The 17,300-nt window shown below is 70.9% G+C and carries 12 protein-coding genes; 9 read left to right on the top strand and 3 right to left on the bottom strand.

Going from position 1 to position 17,300, the window contains the following annotated elements:
- Window positions 1-195: 195 nt before the first annotated feature.
- A complete protein-coding gene (locus tag FCN18_RS10540; RefSeq protein WP_137094707.1) occupies window positions 196-1,548 on the bottom strand; it encodes a TrpB-like pyridoxal phosphate-dependent enzyme in 1,353 nt (450 codons plus the stop codon).
- Between the two features lie 209 nt (window positions 1,549-1,757).
- Between FCN18_RS10540 and mtnA the strand changes: the two genes are divergently transcribed.
- Window positions 1,758-2,753, top strand: a complete 996-nt coding sequence (gene mtnA, locus FCN18_RS10535) for an S-methyl-5-thioribose-1-phosphate isomerase (RefSeq protein WP_137094705.1) — start codon at window positions 1,758-1,760, stop codon at window positions 2,751-2,753.
- Window positions 2,754-2,808: 55 nt separating this feature from the next.
- Window positions 2,809-3,075 (top strand): hypothetical protein, encoded by a 267-nt coding sequence (locus FCN18_RS10530; protein ID WP_137094703.1) that lies wholly within the window; start codon window positions 2,809-2,811, stop codon window positions 3,073-3,075.
- Here FCN18_RS10530 and FCN18_RS10525 read toward each other — a convergent pair.
- A complete protein-coding gene (locus tag FCN18_RS10525) occupies window positions 3,056-3,892 on the bottom strand; it encodes an SDR family NAD(P)-dependent oxidoreductase (protein ID WP_137094701.1) in 837 nt (278 codons plus the stop codon). The genes FCN18_RS10530 and FCN18_RS10525 overlap by 20 nt on opposite strands.
- Window positions 3,893-3,965: 73 nt before the next feature.
- Between FCN18_RS10525 and FCN18_RS40690 the strand changes: the two genes are divergently transcribed.
- Window positions 3,966-4,352, top strand: a complete 387-nt coding sequence (locus FCN18_RS40690) for a winged helix-turn-helix transcriptional regulator (RefSeq protein WP_112271750.1) — start codon at window positions 3,966-3,968, stop codon at window positions 4,350-4,352.
- Here FCN18_RS40690 and FCN18_RS10515 read toward each other — a convergent pair.
- Window positions 4,349-5,923 carry a beta-propeller domain-containing protein gene (locus FCN18_RS10515; protein ID WP_158303087.1) on the bottom strand — a complete coding sequence of 525 codons (1,575 nt, stop codon included), beginning with the start codon at window positions 5,921-5,923 and terminating at the stop codon, window positions 4,349-4,351. The genes FCN18_RS40690 and FCN18_RS10515 overlap by 4 nt on opposite strands.
- A 143-nt stretch (window positions 5,924-6,066) precedes the next feature.
- On the opposite strand from FCN18_RS10515, the gene FCN18_RS10510 reads away from it, so the two are divergent.
- The 6 genes from FCN18_RS10510 to gltB all read left to right on the top strand — a co-directional run bounded on the left by FCN18_RS10510 (window position 6,067) and on the right by gltB (window position 17,253).
- Window positions 6,067-6,783, top strand: a complete 717-nt coding sequence (locus FCN18_RS10510) for a GntR family transcriptional regulator (RefSeq protein WP_137094697.1) — start codon at window positions 6,067-6,069, stop codon at window positions 6,781-6,783.
- A gap of 195 nt (window positions 6,784-6,978) precedes the next feature.
- On the top strand, window positions 6,979-8,256 hold the full coding sequence (locus FCN18_RS10505; protein WP_112271747.1) for a hydroxyacid-oxoacid transhydrogenase: 1,278 nt from the start codon (window positions 6,979-6,981) through the stop codon (window positions 8,254-8,256).
- A 77-nt stretch (window positions 8,257-8,333) separates the two neighbouring features.
- Window positions 8,334-11,054: an FAD-binding and (Fe-S)-binding domain-containing protein gene (locus tag FCN18_RS10500; RefSeq protein ID WP_137094806.1), complete on the top strand. Its 2,721-nt coding sequence runs from the start codon at window positions 8,334-8,336 to the stop codon at window positions 11,052-11,054.
- A 50-nt stretch (window positions 11,055-11,104) separates the two neighbouring features.
- Entirely contained in the window at window positions 11,105-11,896 is a 792-nt protein-coding gene (locus FCN18_RS10495) for a 2-keto-4-pentenoate hydratase (RefSeq protein ID WP_137094694.1), read from the top strand.
- Between the two features lie 99 nt (window positions 11,897-11,995).
- Complete coding sequence (locus FCN18_RS10490) at window positions 11,996-12,274, top strand: hypothetical protein (RefSeq protein ID WP_112271744.1); 279 nt, start codon at window positions 11,996-11,998, stop codon at window positions 12,272-12,274.
- A 446-nt stretch (window positions 12,275-12,720) separates the two neighbouring features.
- Window positions 12,721-17,253, top strand: coding sequence for a glutamate synthase large subunit (gene gltB / locus FCN18_RS10485; protein ID WP_137094692.1), 4,533 nt, complete (start codon window positions 12,721-12,723; stop codon window positions 17,251-17,253).
- Window positions 17,254-17,300: the final 47 nt, after the last annotated feature.

Below are 17,300 nucleotides of genomic sequence, written 5' to 3'. Positions count from 1 at the left end.
TGCGGTACGGCCCAGGTGAGGGCGGCCACGCCCGTCACGACGGTCGCGCTCCTGGGTGACCCAGCTCGCCGGCCGGGCCGCCCCGCCGTGGCGCTGCGGCACCCGGGTGTCCACAGCACCGAGCGGCGGGGCGGCTCCCGCGTCTTCGTCATGCCTCCACGGCGCGGCCTCCAGCGCGGTGGAGGCCGACTCCCGTCACGGGATTCCGGCGAGCGAGGTCTCCAGCGTGTCCTGTGCGAGGTCGTTGTCCACCATCTGGCCGGTGAGGTAGGCGTTGTAGGCGGGCAGGTCGAGGTGCGCGTGCCCGCACAGCGCCGTCAGGATCACCTTCTGCTCGCCCGTCTCCTTGCAGCGCAGGGCTTCTCGCACGCACGCGGCCAGCGCGTGGGTGGGCTCCGGCGCGGGGATGATGCCCTCGGTGCGGGCGAAACGCACGCCCGCCGAGAAGCACTCCTGCTGCGGCACGGCGATGGCCTCCAGCAGGCCGAGCTCGTAGATGTGCGACAGCAGCGGGGACATGCCGTGGTAGCGCAGGCCGCCCGCGTGGATCGGGTCCGGGATGAACTCGTGGCCCAGCGTGTGCATCTTGAGCAGCGGCGTGAGGCCCGCGGTGTCGCCGAAGTCGTAGGCGTAGCGGCCACGGGTGAGTGAGGGGCACGCGGACGGCTCGACGGCGCGGATCTCCGGCGAGATGCGCCCGGCGAGCTTCTCGCGCAGGAACGGGAAGACCAGCCCTCCGAAGTTGGACCCGCCGCCCGTGCAGCCGACGATCACGTCCGGAGTGTCCTCGGCGAGCTCGAACTGCTTGATCGCCTCCTCGCCGATGACGGTCTGGTGCAGCAGGACGTGGTTGAGGACGCTGCCGAGTGCGTAGCGCGCGTTCGGGTCGCCCGCGGCCTGCTCGACGGCCTCGCTGATGGCGATGCCGAGGCTGCCGGTGGAGTCGGGGTGGTCGGCGAGCACCTTGCGGCCGGCCTGTGTGAGGTCGGAGGGGCTCGGGTGCACGGTCGCGCCGAACGTCTCCATCATGATCTTGCGGTAGGGCTTCTGATCGTAGGAGGCGCGGACCTGCCACACCTCGCAGTCGAGGCCGTAGGTGGCGCACGCGAAGGCGAGCGCGCTACCCCACTGCCCTGCGCCGGTCTCGGTGGTGAGCCGGGTGACGCCCTCGGCGGCGTTGTAGTACGCCTGGGGCACGGCGGTGTTGGGCTTGTGGGAGCCGACCGGGCTCACGCCCTCGTACTTGTAGTAGATGCGGGCGGGGGTGTCGAGCAGCTTCTCGAGGCGGCGGGCGCGGTAGAGCGGCGAGGGCCGCCAGAGGCGGTAGACGTCGAGCACCTCACCCGGAATGTCGACATAGCGATCCGCCGTCACCTCCTGCGCGATGAGCGCCTGCGGGAACAGCGGGGCGAGGTCGTCGGGGCCGACGGGCTCGCGGGTGCCGGGGTGCAGCGGCGGCGGTGGCGGCTCCGGGAGGTCCGGCACGACGTTGTACCACTGGGTCGGCAGGTCGTCTTCGTCGAGAAGGTACTTCGTGCGGCCGGCCATGATGCGCCTCCCAAGGCAAGGGCTGAGCGAGAAGGGAGCAAGGGACCTTTGCTCCCGGAAAACGGTAGTAAAGCTCCCTTGCTTCGCAACAGAGTGAGCCATGAGGTTCCTGTGGGTGACGACTGCAGTGAAGGCCACCTTCACTGCGTTGAACGCAGTGAAGGTGGCCTTCACTGCGGCCGCACCACACTGCTGCCCGGTCCGGGAGAATGGGTCACGTGGGACGAACGATCGACTGGGCCGACGGGACCGTGGTGATCGTGGACCAGTGCGCGTTGCCTGCCGAGCACCGGCTGCTGCGGCTGGCCACGGTCGACGAGCTGATCGGCGCCATCCAGCGCCTCGCCGTGCGCGGCGCGCCCGCGCTCGGCGCCGCCGGTGCGCTCGGGGTTGCCCTCGCCGCTCACCGGCACGGCACCGACACCGCCGCCGTCCACGCCGACGCAGAGCGGCTCGCCACCGCCAGGCCCACCGCGGTCAATCTCCGCTGGGGGGTCGAGCGCGCGCTCGCGAAGCTGTCCGGCGGCACCGACGCCGTGCTCGCCGAGGCGCTGGCCATGCTCGACGAGGACGAGCGCGTCAACCGCGAGGCGTCCGCCCACGCCGCGCGGCTGCTGCTCGACACCTGCGCCCGCCGCCCGCTGCGCCTGCTGACCCACTGCAACACCGGCCGCCTCGCCACCGTCGACTGGGGCACCGCACTCGGCGTCGTCCGCCAGCTCCACGCCGACGGACAACTCGAGTATGTGCTCGCCGACGAAACCCGGCCCCTGCTCCAGGGCGCCCGCCTCACCGCGTGGGAGCTCGCGGAGGAGGCGATCCCCTACCGGCTCCTGCCCGACTCCGCCGCGGCCGCCGCGATGGCACGCGGACTCGTCGACGGCGTCGTGGTGGGCGCCGACCGCATCGCCGCGAACGGCGACACCGCCAACAAGATCGGCACCTACGGCCTCGCGCTCGCCGCCGCCCGCCACGGCCTGCCGTTCGTCGTCGTGGCTCCGTCGTCGACAGTCGACGCGAGCCTGCCCGACGGCGGGGCGATCGTGATAGAGGAGCGCGCCCCCGAGGAGGTCACCCACGTCGCGGGCAGCCCGGTCGCACCGAAGGACGCACCGGTTTTCAACCCGGCCTTCGACGTCACGCCCGTCGATCTGATCACCGCGGTCGTCACCGAGCACGGCGTGGTCGCGGGTACGGCACGGTGATTCGCTCGACCACCGTGCCCCGGAGTGCCTGCGGTCTCGCCGGGTGGAGACCGCCGTGGCCGCAAAACTCGACGGCAGGCTTTCAGCGCCCACCCCGTCGATCGAGCAGACAGGCGAGGAGCACGGCAGGCGCTCCATCCTGAGAGCAGCCGCGCCAGGGCCGGGCCTGGACACCGTCTGGCCGCGACTGTCCACCTCGGACCGCCGACTTCGGCCCGCGATGCGGGGTTGCGGCCGAGAGTCCAACCTGAACGGCTACCTGCGCAGGCTGCGCACGGCACCGACGCTCGACGCGCTCGCGCTCACGTGGTTCGGCCGCTGAGCAGCTTCTCGGTGTAGGCGGCCAGCCGGGCCGCGGCGCCGAGGTCGAGGGTTTTCAGTGACCTGCCGACGGGTGTGCCCCGGTCGATCGCGGACAGCGGTTCCGCCGGCGGCCGGTCGATCCACTCCACAATCGGCCGCACCGAGTCCGCCACCGGACGGGCGAAGGCCTTCGCGAGCAGCCCGAGCGCTCCCCGGACCACCGGGTGCGGGTGACCGTCCACCCCGCTGCGGGTGAACCCGGGGTGGTAGAGCACGTAGCGCGCCTTGCTCGCCGCCTGCTCGGCGAACCAGACACCCAGCAGGTCGTTCGCCCTGCCTGCCTGCAGCTGAGCACGCACCTGGCCGTAGCCGCGGGTGAGCTGGGGATCCTCCCAGTGGATCCGCCCCGCGGTGTTGCCCACCCCGGCTACGTTGACGATCACCGGGTCGGTGCCTGCGTCGAGCAGCGGGCGCAGCCCGTGGCTGAGCAGGTAGCGGCTCAGGTAGTACAGGGCGAACGTGGCCTCCAGGCCGTCCTCGGTCTCCCGCCACCTCGGGTTGACGCGGTTGGCGAACAACGCCAGCGCGTCGACGCTTTCGTGTTCCTCGCCGATCCGCGCGATCACCCGTTCCGTCTCCGCGATCGACGACAGATCGGCCCGCAGAAACCGGAGATTCGGGTTCGCGGCGTGGTCCAGCAGCGCGCGGCCCTTGGCGTCGCTGCTGCCGATCACGGTGACGTGGTCACCTCGCGAGAGCCGTTCCAGCGCGGTCGCGCGCCCCATGCCGTCGGTTCCACCGCTGATGATCACGGTCTTCCGTGGTTGGCTCGGCACGATTTCCCCCTAGGCTCGGCATCGACCGGCTCATCGTCGGCCGTCCCGCCGCGGACCGAAAGAAGGCAGTTTGATGTCCGGTACGAACACCGGTGTTCCCTCGGTACTCGCCCACGACCTACCTCGGCCGGTGCCCGTCGACGAGCTCGCCGCGTGCCCCGTGGGCGACGTGTTCCGCCGCGTGGGCGACAAATGGAGCATGCTGCTGGTGATTCTCCTCGGCACGCGCCCGCACCGGTACAACGAGCTGCACCGGGCAGTCGAAGGCATCAGCCAGCGAATGCTGACCCGCACGCTGCGCGGCCTGGAGGCCGACGGGCTGGTGTGGCGCGAGGTGCACCCGACGGTGCCGCCCGGCGTCGAGTACGGCCTCACGCCGCTGGGCCGCAGCCTGCTCGAACCGCTGTCGGCGCTGGCCGACTGGGCGGTGCGTCACGGAGCGGAGCTCAACAAGGACTAGGCGAACTGCACCGAACCGATCGGACTGAGCGTGCTTGCGTCGTGAACGAGCACTCCGCTCTGCGACACCGTCCACAACTCGTCGCCGAGTACCAGTGAGCGCAGGACCAGCGAACCGCCGCCGATCCGGCCGACCTCCGTGATGGAGCCGTCGCCCACCCGCAGCACGAGCGCGTCGGTGTCGGTGGGCAACACCAGCAGGCCCGTGGGCGGCCAGTAGAGGAAGGCGTGCGTGTCGGCCTCGACCTGCGCCATGCCGCCGGTGAGCCGGTGCTGGGCCAGCCGCACCGGCCTCGCCGCGTCGCCGACGTCGAACAGCGACACCTGCAGTCCGAGCGCCCGACCCTGGAGGTCGGCCTCCTGCCCGACGCCGATCAGCCGCCCCTCGCCTGCGGGATGCAGGTACGCCGAGTAGCCCGTGATCTTCAGCTCCCCCACGGCGCGGGGGCGCGCGGGATCGGTCAGGTCGAGGGTGTACAGCGGATCGGTCTGCCGGAACGTCACCACGTAGCCGACGGGGCCGAGGAACCGCACGGCGTAGATCCGCTCACCCCTGCCGAGGCCGCCGAGCGTGCCCACCGCGGTGAGCGTGCTTCCCTTGCTCGCCAGCACGGTCACCGTGTTGTCGGCACCGGTCATGGTCGCCACGCGGAGGTGACCGTCGTGTTCGGACATCGAGTACTGGTTCAGCAGCGCGCCGGGGGCAGACCCGGACGCGACGTGCCGGGCCGCGCCGGGCGAGGCGATGTCGAACTGGTGGATCGCGGTCCCCTGCGGCGCGCTGTGCGCGACGTAGAGGTTCGTGGCCGAGCCGTAGACGGTGGTGCCGTCGGCGGCGATCGCCACGGGGTCTCCGGTGCCGAGCGGGCCACCGAGCTCGAACGTCAGCACGGTGAGCAGCGACGTGCCGGGCTCGGGCGGGTGGTACACGTTCTCGCAGTCGACGAGCCTGCCGTGCGAACGCGTGCCCTGCGCGGTGGTGAGGTCGTAGGCGGGGAGCCAGTCGTCGATCGTCGTATCCGCGATCGCGTGGGGTTCCACGGGCGGCGGCTTCGGTTGCGAGCGCACCACGACGCGCGCCCTGCCACCGACGAGCCGCGCGTCGACGTACTCGCCGTCCACCGCGAGCGTGCCGACCGGACGCGCCGCGCCGGTGAGGTCGACGAGCGTCAGCTCGCGCTGCCCCACCACGAGCGCGCGGTCGCCGTCGACCAGCAGCTCGCCAGCCCAGCCGCCCGGCAGGTCCATTGTGGACGTGACGCGCCTGCTCGCCACGTCGATCACCCGCAGGCGCCCGTCGGCGACGGTGACCACGCGGCGGCCGTCGGTCTGCACGAGGTCGGGTTCCTCTACTCCGGCCTCGTGGTTGTTGGTGCCGGAATGCTGCTCCTTGGTGATCGAGCCGGGCGAGGCGGCCGGAGCCTCGGCCGGGATCGCCCCCCGCTGGAACACCCCGGGCCGGGGCTCCACCTGCTCGCTCTGCTCCCACTGGGTCAGCGCCGCGGCCCTGAACTGCTCCAGCGCGGCGTCGCACGAGCCGAACGCCACCAGTTCCACCGATGCGCCCCTCATCGGCGTCGGCCCAGCATCGGGAACCCCACACGACCCGATCGCGAACGCGCACGCGACGGCCAGCACACCCACAGCCCGTGGTCTCATGCCGCACTGGACGGAAGCATGACCCCGCCCGGTTGCACGCGTGCGAAAATGGCCCGATGCGCCAGATCGACACCGACCGCAACCTCGCGAAGAAGATCTTCGACGAGCTGAGGGGCGCGATCGTGAGCGGGGAGCTGACCCCCGGCGCCCTGTACTCGGTGCACGACCTGGCCGCGCGGCTCGGCGTCTCGCGCACGCCGGTCCGCGAGGCCCTGATCCAGCTCTCCGAGCGCGGCATGGTGCGCTTCGAGCGCAATCGCGGCATCCGCATCCTGCAGACGTCGCTGCACGACCTCGAGGAGGTCTTCGCGATCCGGTTGCTGCTGGAGGTTCCGGCGACGTTCCGGGCCACCGGCCAGCGCCCGCCCGGCTGGATCGAGGAGCTGAGTGGGCATCTCGCCGCCATGCGCGCCGCGGCCGAGCAGCACGACGAGGCCACTTTCATGGCCGCCGACCGGCGCTTCCACCAGGCCATCAACGCCGCTTCGGGCAACCTGCGGCTCGCCCACTACATCGACTCGCTGCGCGACATGGTGCTGGTGCGCGGCAACTCGACGGTCGACCGCTCCCGCACCATGCACGACATCCTCAGCGAGCACGAGGTGATCTTCGAGCTCATCGAGAACGGCAAGCCCCGCGAGGCCGCCGAGGCAATGCGCGCGCACCTGCTGCACACCGCCCGGCTGTTGCTGGGCCAGGAGGCGGACGCGGGCGAGACCGGCGACGCGCCGCTGCCCGAGCTCTCCCTCGACTGGACGAACTTCCCGGGCTGACCAGGGCAACCCCGGATGCAGTGAAGGCCACCTTCACTGCGCCCACCGGTCTCCCACCACCCAAACGGAGGCAAGGTGGCCTTCACTGCGTTCAACGCAGGCAAGGTGGCCTTCACTGCGGCCGGGACTTGACCAGTGGCATGCTACATGCCACTGTCCTCCCGTCGGGGTTCCGCGCTGCGCGAGGAGGCGCACATGACCGAGTACCTGAACGAGACCGTCTTCACCTGGGGAGCGACGCCGCTCAAGTTCGGCGCCGGAGCCGTCGACGAGATCGGCTGGGACCTGGCCCAGCTCGGCGCCGAGCGCGTGCTGATCGTCACCGATCCCGGCGTCGCCGCGACCGGCGTGCCACAGCGGGTCGCCGACGCCGCCAAGGCGGGCGGGCTCACCGTCGAGGTCTACGACCAGGTGCACGTCGAGCCCACCGACGTGAGCATCACCGAGGCGGTGGAGTTCGCGCGGCAGTCCAGCTGGGACGGTTTCATCGGCGTCGGCGGCGGTTCGTCGATCGACACCGCCAAGGCCATCAACCTGATGACCACCTACCCGGCGGACCTCTTCGACTACGTCAACAAGCCCATCGGCCATGGCAAGGCGCCCGCGGGCCCGCTCAAGCCGCTCGTCGCCGTCCCGACCACGGCGGGCACGGGCTCGGAGACCACGCCCGTGTGCATCATGGACTTCCTCGGGCTCAAGGTGAAGTCGGGCATCAGCCATCCGCGCCTGCGCCCGAGCATGGCCGTGATCGACCCGCTGCTGACGCTGTCGATGCCGCCCGAGGTGACCGCCGCGAGCGGCATGGACGTGCTCTGCCACGCGCTGGAGTCCTACACCGCGAAGCCCTACACGTCGTTCGCGCGGCACAAGCCGGAGAACCGCGTGGCCTACAACGGCTCCAACCCGATCTCCGACGCGTGGACCGAGCAGGCACTGCACCTGCTCGCGCGGTCCTTCCGCAAGGCGGTGCTGAACGGCGGCGACCTCGACGCGCGTACGGACATGATGCTCGCGGCGACGTTCGCGGGCATGGGCTTCGGCAACGCCGGCGTGCACATCCCGCACGCGTGCGCCTACCCCATCGCAGGGCGGGTGCGGGAGTACCGGCCGAACAACTACCCGCAGGACGAGGCGCTGGTGCCGCACGGCGAGTCGGTGTCGCTCACCGCGCCGGCCGCGTTCCGGTTCACCTACCCCACCGACCCGGCCAAGCACGTCCACGCGGCGCGCATCCTCGACCCGCACGCGCCGAGGCAGTCCAGTGACCGCGAGCAGCTGCCGTTCGTGCTGTCGTCGCTCATGCGCGACATCGGCATTCCCAACGGCATCGGCGGGGTCGGCTACGGCGAGGGAGACATCGACGCACTCGTGGAGGGCACCATGCAACAACAGCGGCTACTCGCCGTGGCGCCGAGGACAGTGCACGAAGAGGAGATCGCCGCGATCTTCGCCGACTCGATCGAGAACTGGTGAGCACGTTCGCCGCGGAGCTCGCGGAGGCCGTCACCGGCGAGGTGGAAAGCGACCGCACCGCGCGTGCGGTGTTCAGCATGGACGCGTCGAACTACCGGCACGTCCCGCGCGCGGTGGTGTTCCCTCGCTCGGCCGAGGACATCGAGGCCACGCTGCGGGTGTGCCGCGCGCACGGGGTCCCGATCACGGCGAGGGGCGCGGGCACGAGCATCGGAGGGCAGGCGCTCGGCGAGGGCGTGGTGCTCGACTACAGCCGTCACCTCAACCGGGTGCTGGAGATCGACCCGGTGAACCGCACCGCCAGGGTGCAGCCCGGCGTCGTGCTCGACACGCTGCGCGCGGAGGCGGCGCGGCACGGGCTCACGTTCGGCCCCGACCCGTCCACCCACAGCCGCTGCACGCTGGGCGGCATGATCGGCAACGACGCGTGCGGCTCGCATTCCGTGGCGTGGGGCCGCACCGCGGACAACGTCGTGTCGCTCGGGGTGCTGACCGCGGACGGCAAGCGGCTCACGATCGGCCCCTCGCTCGACGACGCCGGGCTGCGCGAGCGGCTGCGGGAGCTCGTCGACGGCAACCTGGCGCTGCTGCGCACGGGCTTTCCTGCGCTGCCCCGCAGGGTGTCCGGCTACGCGCTCGACGCGCTGCTGCCGGAGAACGGCTTCGACGTGGTGCGCTCGCTCGTCGGCACCGAAGGCACGTGCGTGCTGCTCACCGAGGCGACCGTGCGGCTCGTGCCCTCGCCCTCCGCGCGGGTGCTCGTGGTCGCCGGGTACGCCGACGACGTCGCCGCGGCCGACGCCGTGCCGCACGTGCTCCCGTTGCGGCCGTTGACGATCGAGGGCATGGGCGCCGACCTCATCGACACGCTCCTGGTGCGGGGCAGGCGCACGCCCGCGCTCGACCGGCTGCCCGAGGGAGGCGGCTGGCTGTTCATCGAGATCGGCGGCGACGACGCGGACAGCACGCTCGCGCGGGCCGAGGAGGTCGCCGAGACGCTGGGTGTGGAAACCGGCGCCGCCACGGTCATCGCGAGCGATCCCGCCGACATGCGCGGACTGTGGTCGATCCGCGAGGCCGCGGCCGGCATCGCGACACGGATGGCCGACGGTTCCGAGGCGTGGCCCGGCTGGGAGGACGCTGCCGTGCCGCCCGAGCAGCTCGGCTCGTACCTGCGCGGTTTCCGTGCCCTGCTGGAGAAACACGGCCTTCGCGGCGTTCCCTACGGCCACTTCGGCGAGGGCTGTGTGCACGTGCGCATCGACTTCCCGCTCACCACGGCCGAGGGCATCCGGCGGTTCCGGTCGTTCATGGAGGACGCCGCCGATCTCGTGGTCTCCCACGGCGGGTCGCTGTCGGGCGAGCACGGTGACGGGCAGGCGAGGGCCGAGCTGCTGCCGCGCATGTACCGCCCGGAGATCCTGCGCCTGTTCGAGGCGTTCAAGGACATCTGGGACCCGGAGAACCTGCTCAACCCCGGCAACCTCGTGCGCCCGCGCAAGCTCGACGCGGACCTGCGGTTCGACGGACCGCTGCGGCAACTGCCGGTGACGCTGAAGTATCCGCACGACGGCGGCAGCCTCGCCACGGCGACCCGGCGCTGCGTCGGCGTCGGCAAGTGCGTGGACACCTCCACGGGCGTGATGTGCCCGAGCTACATGGCCACCCGGCGCGAGGAGCACTCCACGCGCGGGCGGGCGCACCTGCTGTTCGAGATGATGCGAGGGGAGACGATCACCGACGGCTGGCGCTCGACCGAGGTGCGCGACGCGCTCGACCTGTGCCTGGCCTGCAAGGGCTGCCTCTCCGACTGTCCGGTCAATGTGGACATGGCCTCGTACAAGGCCGAGTTCCTGCACCAGCACTACGCGCGGCGCGTGCGCCCGCCGAGCCACTACTCGCTCGGCTTCCTGCCACTGTGGGCGCGGCTCGCCTCGGCGATGCCGCGCGTGGCCAACGGCGTGCTCGGTTCGCGCCTGGCGCCGCTGGTGAAGCGGCTCGGCGGGATCACGCCGGAACGCTCCCTGCCGGAGTTCGCGCCGACCACGCTGCGCAGGGCGCTGCGGAAGCGGCCGAAGCCCTCCGGGGACCGCCCGAGGGTGCTGCTGTGGCCGGACACGTTCACGAACTTCCTGTCCCCCGAGGTCGGCACGGCCGCGGTGCGGGTGCTGGAGTACGCCGGGTTCGACGTGGTGCTGCCGAAGGGCCCGGTGTGCTGCGGGCTGACGTGGATCTCCACGGGCCAGCTCGGCATCGCGCGCAGGCTGCTGCGCCGGACCCTGCGGGTGCTGGAGCCGGAGGTCGCGGCGGGCACGCCGATCGTGGGGCTGGAGCCGAGTTGTCTCGCCGTGCTTCGCCACGACGTGCACGACCTGCTCGACGACGCTCCGAAGCTCGACGCCACGACGCTCGCCGGCTTCCTGGAGACCCACGCTCCGGACGTCGAGTTCCCCACCGTCGACGCGAAGTCGATCACCCAGCAGCACTGCCACCAGCACGCGGTGGTCGGCAACGCCGCCGAGGAGCGCCTGCTCGCCAAGGTCGGCGTCGGCAACCGCACGCTCGACTCCGGCTGCTGCGGGCTGGCCGGCAACTTCGGCGTCGAGCGCGGGCACCACGAGGTGTCGGTGGCCGCGGCGAACCGGGTGCTCGTGCCGGAGGTCAACGCCGCGAGCGAGGACACGCTCGTGCTCGCCGACGGGTTCAGCTGCCGCACGCAGATCGGCGAGCTGACCGAACGCGAGGCGCTGCACCTGGCGCAGGTGCTCGACCGGGCGATCGCCGACTCGTCCCGCTGACCGGAACACCTGCCTTGCCCGCTCCCCCCGACCCCGCGAAGGTGCACGACATGGATACGAACGCGGTGAGCGACGTCGCTGCCCAGCTGCTGCAGGCCTACGAGACCGGCAAGCCCATACCGCCGATCATCGACAGCCACCCCGGCGCCACGGTCGGTGACGCTTACCGCATCCAGCAGGAACAGGTCCGCACGTGGCTCGCCGGCGGCGAGATGATCAAGGGCCACAAGGTGGGCCTGTCGTCGGCCGCCATGCAGGAGCAGATGGGCGTGGACCAGCCGGACTACGGCCACCTGCTCAGCGGCATGTTCCACCTGGAGCAGCAGCCCATCAGGACCGCGAACTTCCTGCAGCCGCGCATCGAGCCGGAGATCGCCTTCGTGCTCGGCAAGCCGCTGTCCGGACCCGGCGCGACCGTGGCCGACGCGGCGCGCGCGGTGGAGTTCGTCCTCCCCGCGCTGGAGATCGTCGACTCGCGCATCCAGGACTGGAAGATCTCGATCGTCGACACCATCGCCGACAACGCCTCGTCCGGCGGCGTGGTGCTGGGCAGCAAGCCGACGCCGCTGTCCGCCGTGGACCTCCGCCTGGTGGGGTGCACGCTGCACCAGCGGGGCGAGCTCGTGGCCACGGGCGCGGGCGGTGCGGTTCTGGGCTCACCGCTCAACTCCCTGGTGTGGCTCGCCAACACCCTCGGCCCGCACGGCGTCACCCTCGAAGCGGGCCACGTGGTACTGCCGGGCTCGATGACCAGGGCGTTCCCCGTCTCCGCTGGCGACACGGTGGTCGCCAACATGGCCGGGCTGGGCAGCGTCACCGCGGTCTTCGACACGCCCGAATGAGACCTTCTCCACAAATTCGCTGACTTCGACGTGTCGTGGGGTTGAATTACGGGCAACCACCCGGTATAGGGGCCGGGACAGTTCGACCGAGGAGGCACGATGCCTCACGACAGCAGTGACTCAGACCTGAATCATCGCGAGCGCGCCACCCTGCAGGCAGTGGCACAGGGCGGCGCGGAGATGACCAGTAGCTGCGAGCCGGATCTGTTCATCGACGGGCTCGCCTGCTGCGACCAGGCCACGGCGCACAACCTCGCCAGGCGCGGTCTCGTCGCCCCCGCGATTCCCGGACGCCCTGGCCAGCGCGTACCCGCCGTGCTCACCGAAGCGGGCCGCGAAGCACTGGATCTCGCGGGCACACCCACCGTCGCCGCCTGATTCGGCAAGCGCCGCAAGCGCAGGGGAAACGGTAAACGGAAGGTCAAGACCGCACCGTCGTCGCAGGTCAGGACCTTTCGGACGAGGAAGGACACCTGCCGGGGTCCGCGTCAATCCTCCAGTGTTGTTTCCCACGTGCAACGCTCGCCCTATCCCGATAACGGCGATTTCACACTACTGTCATAAGACCGGCGAACCCGGGAGCATTTGGCGCGCGCCGGAACTGGCGGGAGAAACCCCTGCCTCCGCGCCGCGCTGCTCGACGCGAGCCGCACAAAGGAGTGTGGTCGAAAACCGGCGATATGCGCGCCCACTACGGGCTGAACGCCATCGCCACTCCCCTGACTGACCATCGCGATTTCGGGCCGGACCGTTAGCCGGATGGGACTCACCCATCCGGCTGACAGCCCGGCCCGATCGTGCCGAGCCAAGGAGGGCGGCAAGCCGTGACCCGCCACGCACCGCACAAGCCGAGCGAGGGCTTGTACGACAAGCAGTACGAGCACGACGCCTGCGGCGTAGCCTTCGTCGCCGATCTCTCCGGCCGCAGAGACCACGAGATCGTGCGCAAGGCGCTCGTCGCCCTGCGCAACCTCGAGCACCGCGGTGCCCGTGGAGCCGAACCCGAGACCGGGGACGGCGCGGGAATCCTGATCCAGGTCCCGGACGCGTTCTTTCGCGAGGTCGTCGACTTCGAGCTGCCCGAGGCGGGTGCCTATGCCGTCGGCACGGCGTTCCTGCCCGTCGACCCCGAGGCGCGCGGCAAGGCCATGTCCACCATCGAGCGCATCGCCGCCGAGGAGCACATGCGCGTCCTCGGCTGGCGCGACCTGCCCGTGGACACCGACCACGTCGGCCCGACCGCCGCGACGACCATGCCGCACTTCGCGCAGGTCTTCCTGGCCCCGCAGCGTGACGACGTCACCGGGCTCGCCCTCGAGCGCGCCGCGTTCTGTGTGCGCAAGCGCGCCGAGCACGCGCTGACCGAGCAGGAGGTCTACTTCCCCAGCCTGTCGGCGCGCACGATCGTCTACAAGGGAATGCTCACGGAGCCCCAGGTCGAGCGGTTCTTCACCGACCTCACCGATCCGCGCGTCACCAGCGCCATCGGCCTGGTGCACTCGCGCTTCTCCACCAACACGTTCCCTTCGTGGCCGCTCGCGCACCCGTACCGCTACGTCGCGCACAACGGCGAGATCAACACCCTGCGCGGCAACCGCAACTGGATGGACGCCCGCGAGTCGCAGCTCGCGACCGACCTCATCCCCGGTGACCTGCAGCGGATCTACCCGGTGATCACGCGCGGCGCGAGCGACTCCGCCTCGTTCGACGAGGTGCTGGAGCTGCTCCACCTCGGCGGCCGATCGCTGCCCCACGCGGTGCTGATGATGATCCCGGAGGCATGGGAGAACCACGAGGAGATGGACCCCGCCCGCCGGGCGTTCTACGAGTTCCACGCCACGCTCATGGAGCCGTGGGACGGCCCCGCGCTCGTGTCGTTCACCGACGGCACGCAGATCGGCGCCGTGCTCGACCGCAACGGCCTCCGCCCCGCGCGCTACTGGGTCACCGAGGACGGGCTCGTCGTGCTGGCCAGCGAGGTCGGCGTGCTGGAGCTCGACCAGTCCACGATCGTCCGCAAGGGCAGGCTCGAGCCGGGCCGCATGTTCCTCGTCGACACCGCGGAGGGCCGGATCGTCGAGGACGAGGAGATCAAGAGCGAGCTGGCCTCGCAGCACCCGTACGACGAGTGGATCGAAGCGGGCGTGCTGCGCCTCGAGGACCTGCCCGAGCGCGAGCGCGAGGTGCCGACGCACTCGTCGCTGGTCCGCAGGCAGCAGGCTTTCGGCTACACCGAGGAGGAGCTCAACGTCCTGCTGGAGCCGATGGCCCGCTCGGGCGCTGAGCCGATCGGCTCGATGGGCAACGACTCGCCGCTGGCTCCGTTCTCGAGCGGGTCGAGGCAGCTGTTCGACTACTTCATCCAGCTGTTCGCACAGGTCACCAACCCACCGCTGGACGCGATCCGCGAGGAGCTCGTCACCGCGCTCGGCACCCAGCTCGGCTCGGAGCCGAACCTGCTGGAGGCCGGGCCAGAGCACTGCCGCAAGATCGTGCTGCCCTTCCCGGTGCTGGACAACGACGAGCTGGCCAAGCTCGTGCACGTCAACGACGACGGCAACCTGCCGGAGTTCCAGGCGCACACCGTGCACGGCACCTACGAGGTCGCGGGCGGCGGCGAGGCGCTGGTGCGCAGGCTCGACGAGATCCGCGCCGAGGTGTCGGAGGCGATCGCGGGCGGTGCCCGGCTGATCGTGCTGTCCGACCGGGGCACCGACGCCGAGCACGCGGCGATCCCGTCGCTGCTGCTGACCGGCGCCGTGCACCACCACCTGGTGCGGGAGAAGAGCCGCACTCAGGTGGGTCTGATCGTCGAGGCGGGCGACGCCCGCGAGGTGCACCACATCGCGCTGCTGATCGGCTACGGCGCGGCCGCGGTGAACCCGTACCTGGCGATGGCGACCGTGGAGGAGATGGCCGAGCAGGGCCGTATTCCCGGCGTCACGGCCAAGGAGGCCACGCGCAACCTCATCAAGGCCCTCGGCAAGGGTGTTCGCAAGACGATGTCCAAGATGGGCGTCTCGACCGTCGCCTCCTACACGGGTGCGCAGATCTTCGAGGCCATCGGGCTCGGCGAGGAGGTCATCGAGGCCTGCTTCACCGGCACCACGTCCCGCCTCGGCGGGGTGGGCTTCGACCTGCTGGCCCGCGAGGTCGCCGAGCGGCACCGCCGCGCGTTCCCCTCCGACGGCGTGCGCGCGTCGCACCGGGAGCTGGAGACCGGCGGCGACTACCAGTGGCGCCGCGAGGGCGAGCCGCACGTGTTCAACCCGCAGACCGTCTTCAAGCTGCAGCACTCCACGCGCAGCGGGAAGTACGAGATCTTCAAGGAGTACACGAAGTCCGTCGACGACCAGGCCGAGAGGCTGATGACGCTGCGCGGTCTGTTCGGCTTCAAGGAGGGCGTGCGGCCGCCGGTGCCGATCGAGGAGGTCGAGCCGGTCTCCGAGATCGTCAAGCGGTTCGCGACGGGCGCCATCTCCTACGGCTCGATCTCGCAGGAGATGCACCAGACGCTGGCGATCGCCATGAACCGGCTGGGCGGCAAGTCCAACACCGGTGAGGGCGGCGAGGACCCGGAGCGGCTCTACGACCCCGAGCGGCGCAGCGCCGTCAAGCAGGTCGCGAGTGGACGGTTCGGGGTGACGAGCGAGTACCTCGTCAACGCCGACGACATCCAGATCAAGATGGCGCAGGGCGCCAAGCCCGGCGAGGGCGGGCAGCTGCCCGGCGGCAAGGTGTACCCGTGGATCGCGAAGACGCGGCACTCGACGCCGGGCGTTGGGCTGATCTCCCCGCCGCCGCACCACGACATCTATTCGATCGAGGACCTTGCGCAGCTCATCCACGACCTGAAGAACGCCAACCCGCGTGCCCGCATCCACGTGAAGCTGGTGTCGGAGGTCGGTGTCGGCACGGTCGCGGCGGGCGTGTCCAAGGCCCACGCGGACGTGGTGCTGATCTCCGGGCACGACGGCGGCACCGGCGCCTCGCCGCTGTCGTCGATCAAGCACGCCGGCGGCCCGTGGGAGCTGGGCCTGGCGGAGACGCAGCAGACGCTGCTGGCCAACCGCCTGCGCGACCGGATCGTCGTGCAGACCGACGGCCAGCTCAAGACCGGCCGCGACGTGGTGATCGCCGCGCTGCTCGGCGCGGAGGAGTTCGGTTTCGCCACCGCTCCGCTCGTGGTGTCGGGCTGCATCATGATGCGCGTGTGTCACCTCGACACGTGCCCGGTCGGCGTCGCGACGCAGAACCCCAAGCTGCGCGAGAAGTTCTCCGGCAAGGCCGAGTACGTGGTGAACTTCTTCGAGTTCATCGCGCAGGAGGTGCGGGAGTACCTGGCGGCGCTGGGCTTCCGGTCCGTCGCCGAGGCCGTCGGCCACGCCGAGATGCTCGACACGCGCAAGGCCGTCGAGCACTGGAAGGCGTCGGGGCTCGACCTTTCGCCGATCTTCCACGTGCCCGAGCTGGAGCCGCGCGCGGCGCGGCACCAGGTGGTCGCGCAGGACCACGGCCTGGACAAGGCGCTGGACAACACGCTGATCCAGCTCGCCGAGGGCGCACTGTCCTCCGGCGACAAGGTGCGGCTCGAACTACCGGTGCGCAACGTGAACCGCACCGTCGGCACCATGCTCGGCTCTGAGCTGACCAAGCGCTGGGGCGGCGAGGGCCTGCCCGACGACACGATCGACATCACCTTCACCGGCACCGCGGGGCAGTCGTTCGGCGCGTTCGTGCCGAAGGGCATCACGCTGCGGCTGCTCGGCGACGGCAACGACTACGTCGGCAAGGGCCTCTCCGGTGGCCGGATCATCGTGCGCCCGCCGAAGGAGTCGCCGATCACCGCCGAGGAGCACATCATCGCGGGCAACGTGATCGGCTACGGCGCCACGAGCGGCGAGCTGTTCCTGCGCGGCAAGGTCGGCGAGCGGTTCTGCGTGCGCAACTCGGGCGCGCTGGCCGTCGTCGAGGGTGTCGGCGACCACGGCTGCGAGTACATGACCGGCGGCAAGGTCGTCGTGCTCGGCGCGACGGGCCGCAACTTCGCGGCGGGCATGTCGGGCGGCATCGCCTACGTGCTGGACCTGAGGCTGGGCCGCGTCAACCGCGAGATGGTGGACCTCGACGAGCTCGACCAGGCCGACGCTGACTTCCTGCGCGAGGCCGTGGAGCGGCACTACGCCGAGACGGAGTCGGCCGTCGCGCACAAGCTGCTCACCGACTGGGAGTCCGCACTGTCGCGGTTCGCGAAGGTCATGCCCAAGGACTACAAGCGTGTCCTGCAGGCTCAGGCTGCGGCCGAGCGCGACGGCAGGGACGTGAACGAAGCGATCATGGAGGCCGCACATGGCTGACAATTGCGAAGCCCCGGCCATGTCGGCCGACCGGGCGCGGGTGTCCC

Source organism: Prauserella endophytica, assembly GCF_005146945.1.
Taxonomy (GTDB): domain Bacteria; phylum Actinomycetota; class Actinomycetes; order Mycobacteriales; family Pseudonocardiaceae; genus Prauserella_A; species Prauserella_A endophytica.
This window is presented reverse-complemented; position numbering and strand designations above follow the sequence as displayed.

Excerpts from the sequence above, each read along its gene's own strand:
- FCN18_RS10500 (WP_137094806.1), top strand. The coding sequence starts at position 8,334 with ATGGACGCGTCGAACTACCGGCACGTCCCGCGCGCGGTGGTGTTCCCT.
- FCN18_RS10495 (WP_137094694.1), top strand. The coding sequence starts at position 11,105 with ATGGATACGAACGCGGTGAGCGACGTCGCTGCCCAGCTGCTGCAGGCC.
- FCN18_RS10540 (WP_137094707.1), bottom strand. The coding sequence starts at position 1,548 with ATGGCCGGCCGCACGAAGTACCTTCTCGACGAAGACGACCTGCCGACC.
- mtnA (WP_137094705.1), top strand. The coding sequence starts at position 1,758 with ATGGGTCACGTGGGACGAACGATCGACTGGGCCGACGGGACCGTGGTG.
- FCN18_RS10490 (WP_112271744.1), top strand. The coding sequence starts at position 11,996 with ATGCCTCACGACAGCAGTGACTCAGACCTGAATCATCGCGAGCGCGCC.
- FCN18_RS40690 (WP_112271750.1), top strand. The coding sequence starts at position 3,966 with ATGTCCGGTACGAACACCGGTGTTCCCTCGGTACTCGCCCACGACCTA.
- FCN18_RS10515 (WP_158303087.1), bottom strand. The coding sequence starts at position 5,923 with ATGAGGGGCGCATCGGTGGAACTGGTGGCGTTCGGCTCGTGCGACGCC.
- FCN18_RS10510 (WP_137094697.1), top strand. The coding sequence starts at position 6,067 with ATGCGCCAGATCGACACCGACCGCAACCTCGCGAAGAAGATCTTCGAC.
- FCN18_RS10505 (WP_112271747.1), top strand. The coding sequence starts at position 6,979 with ATGACCGAGTACCTGAACGAGACCGTCTTCACCTGGGGAGCGACGCCG.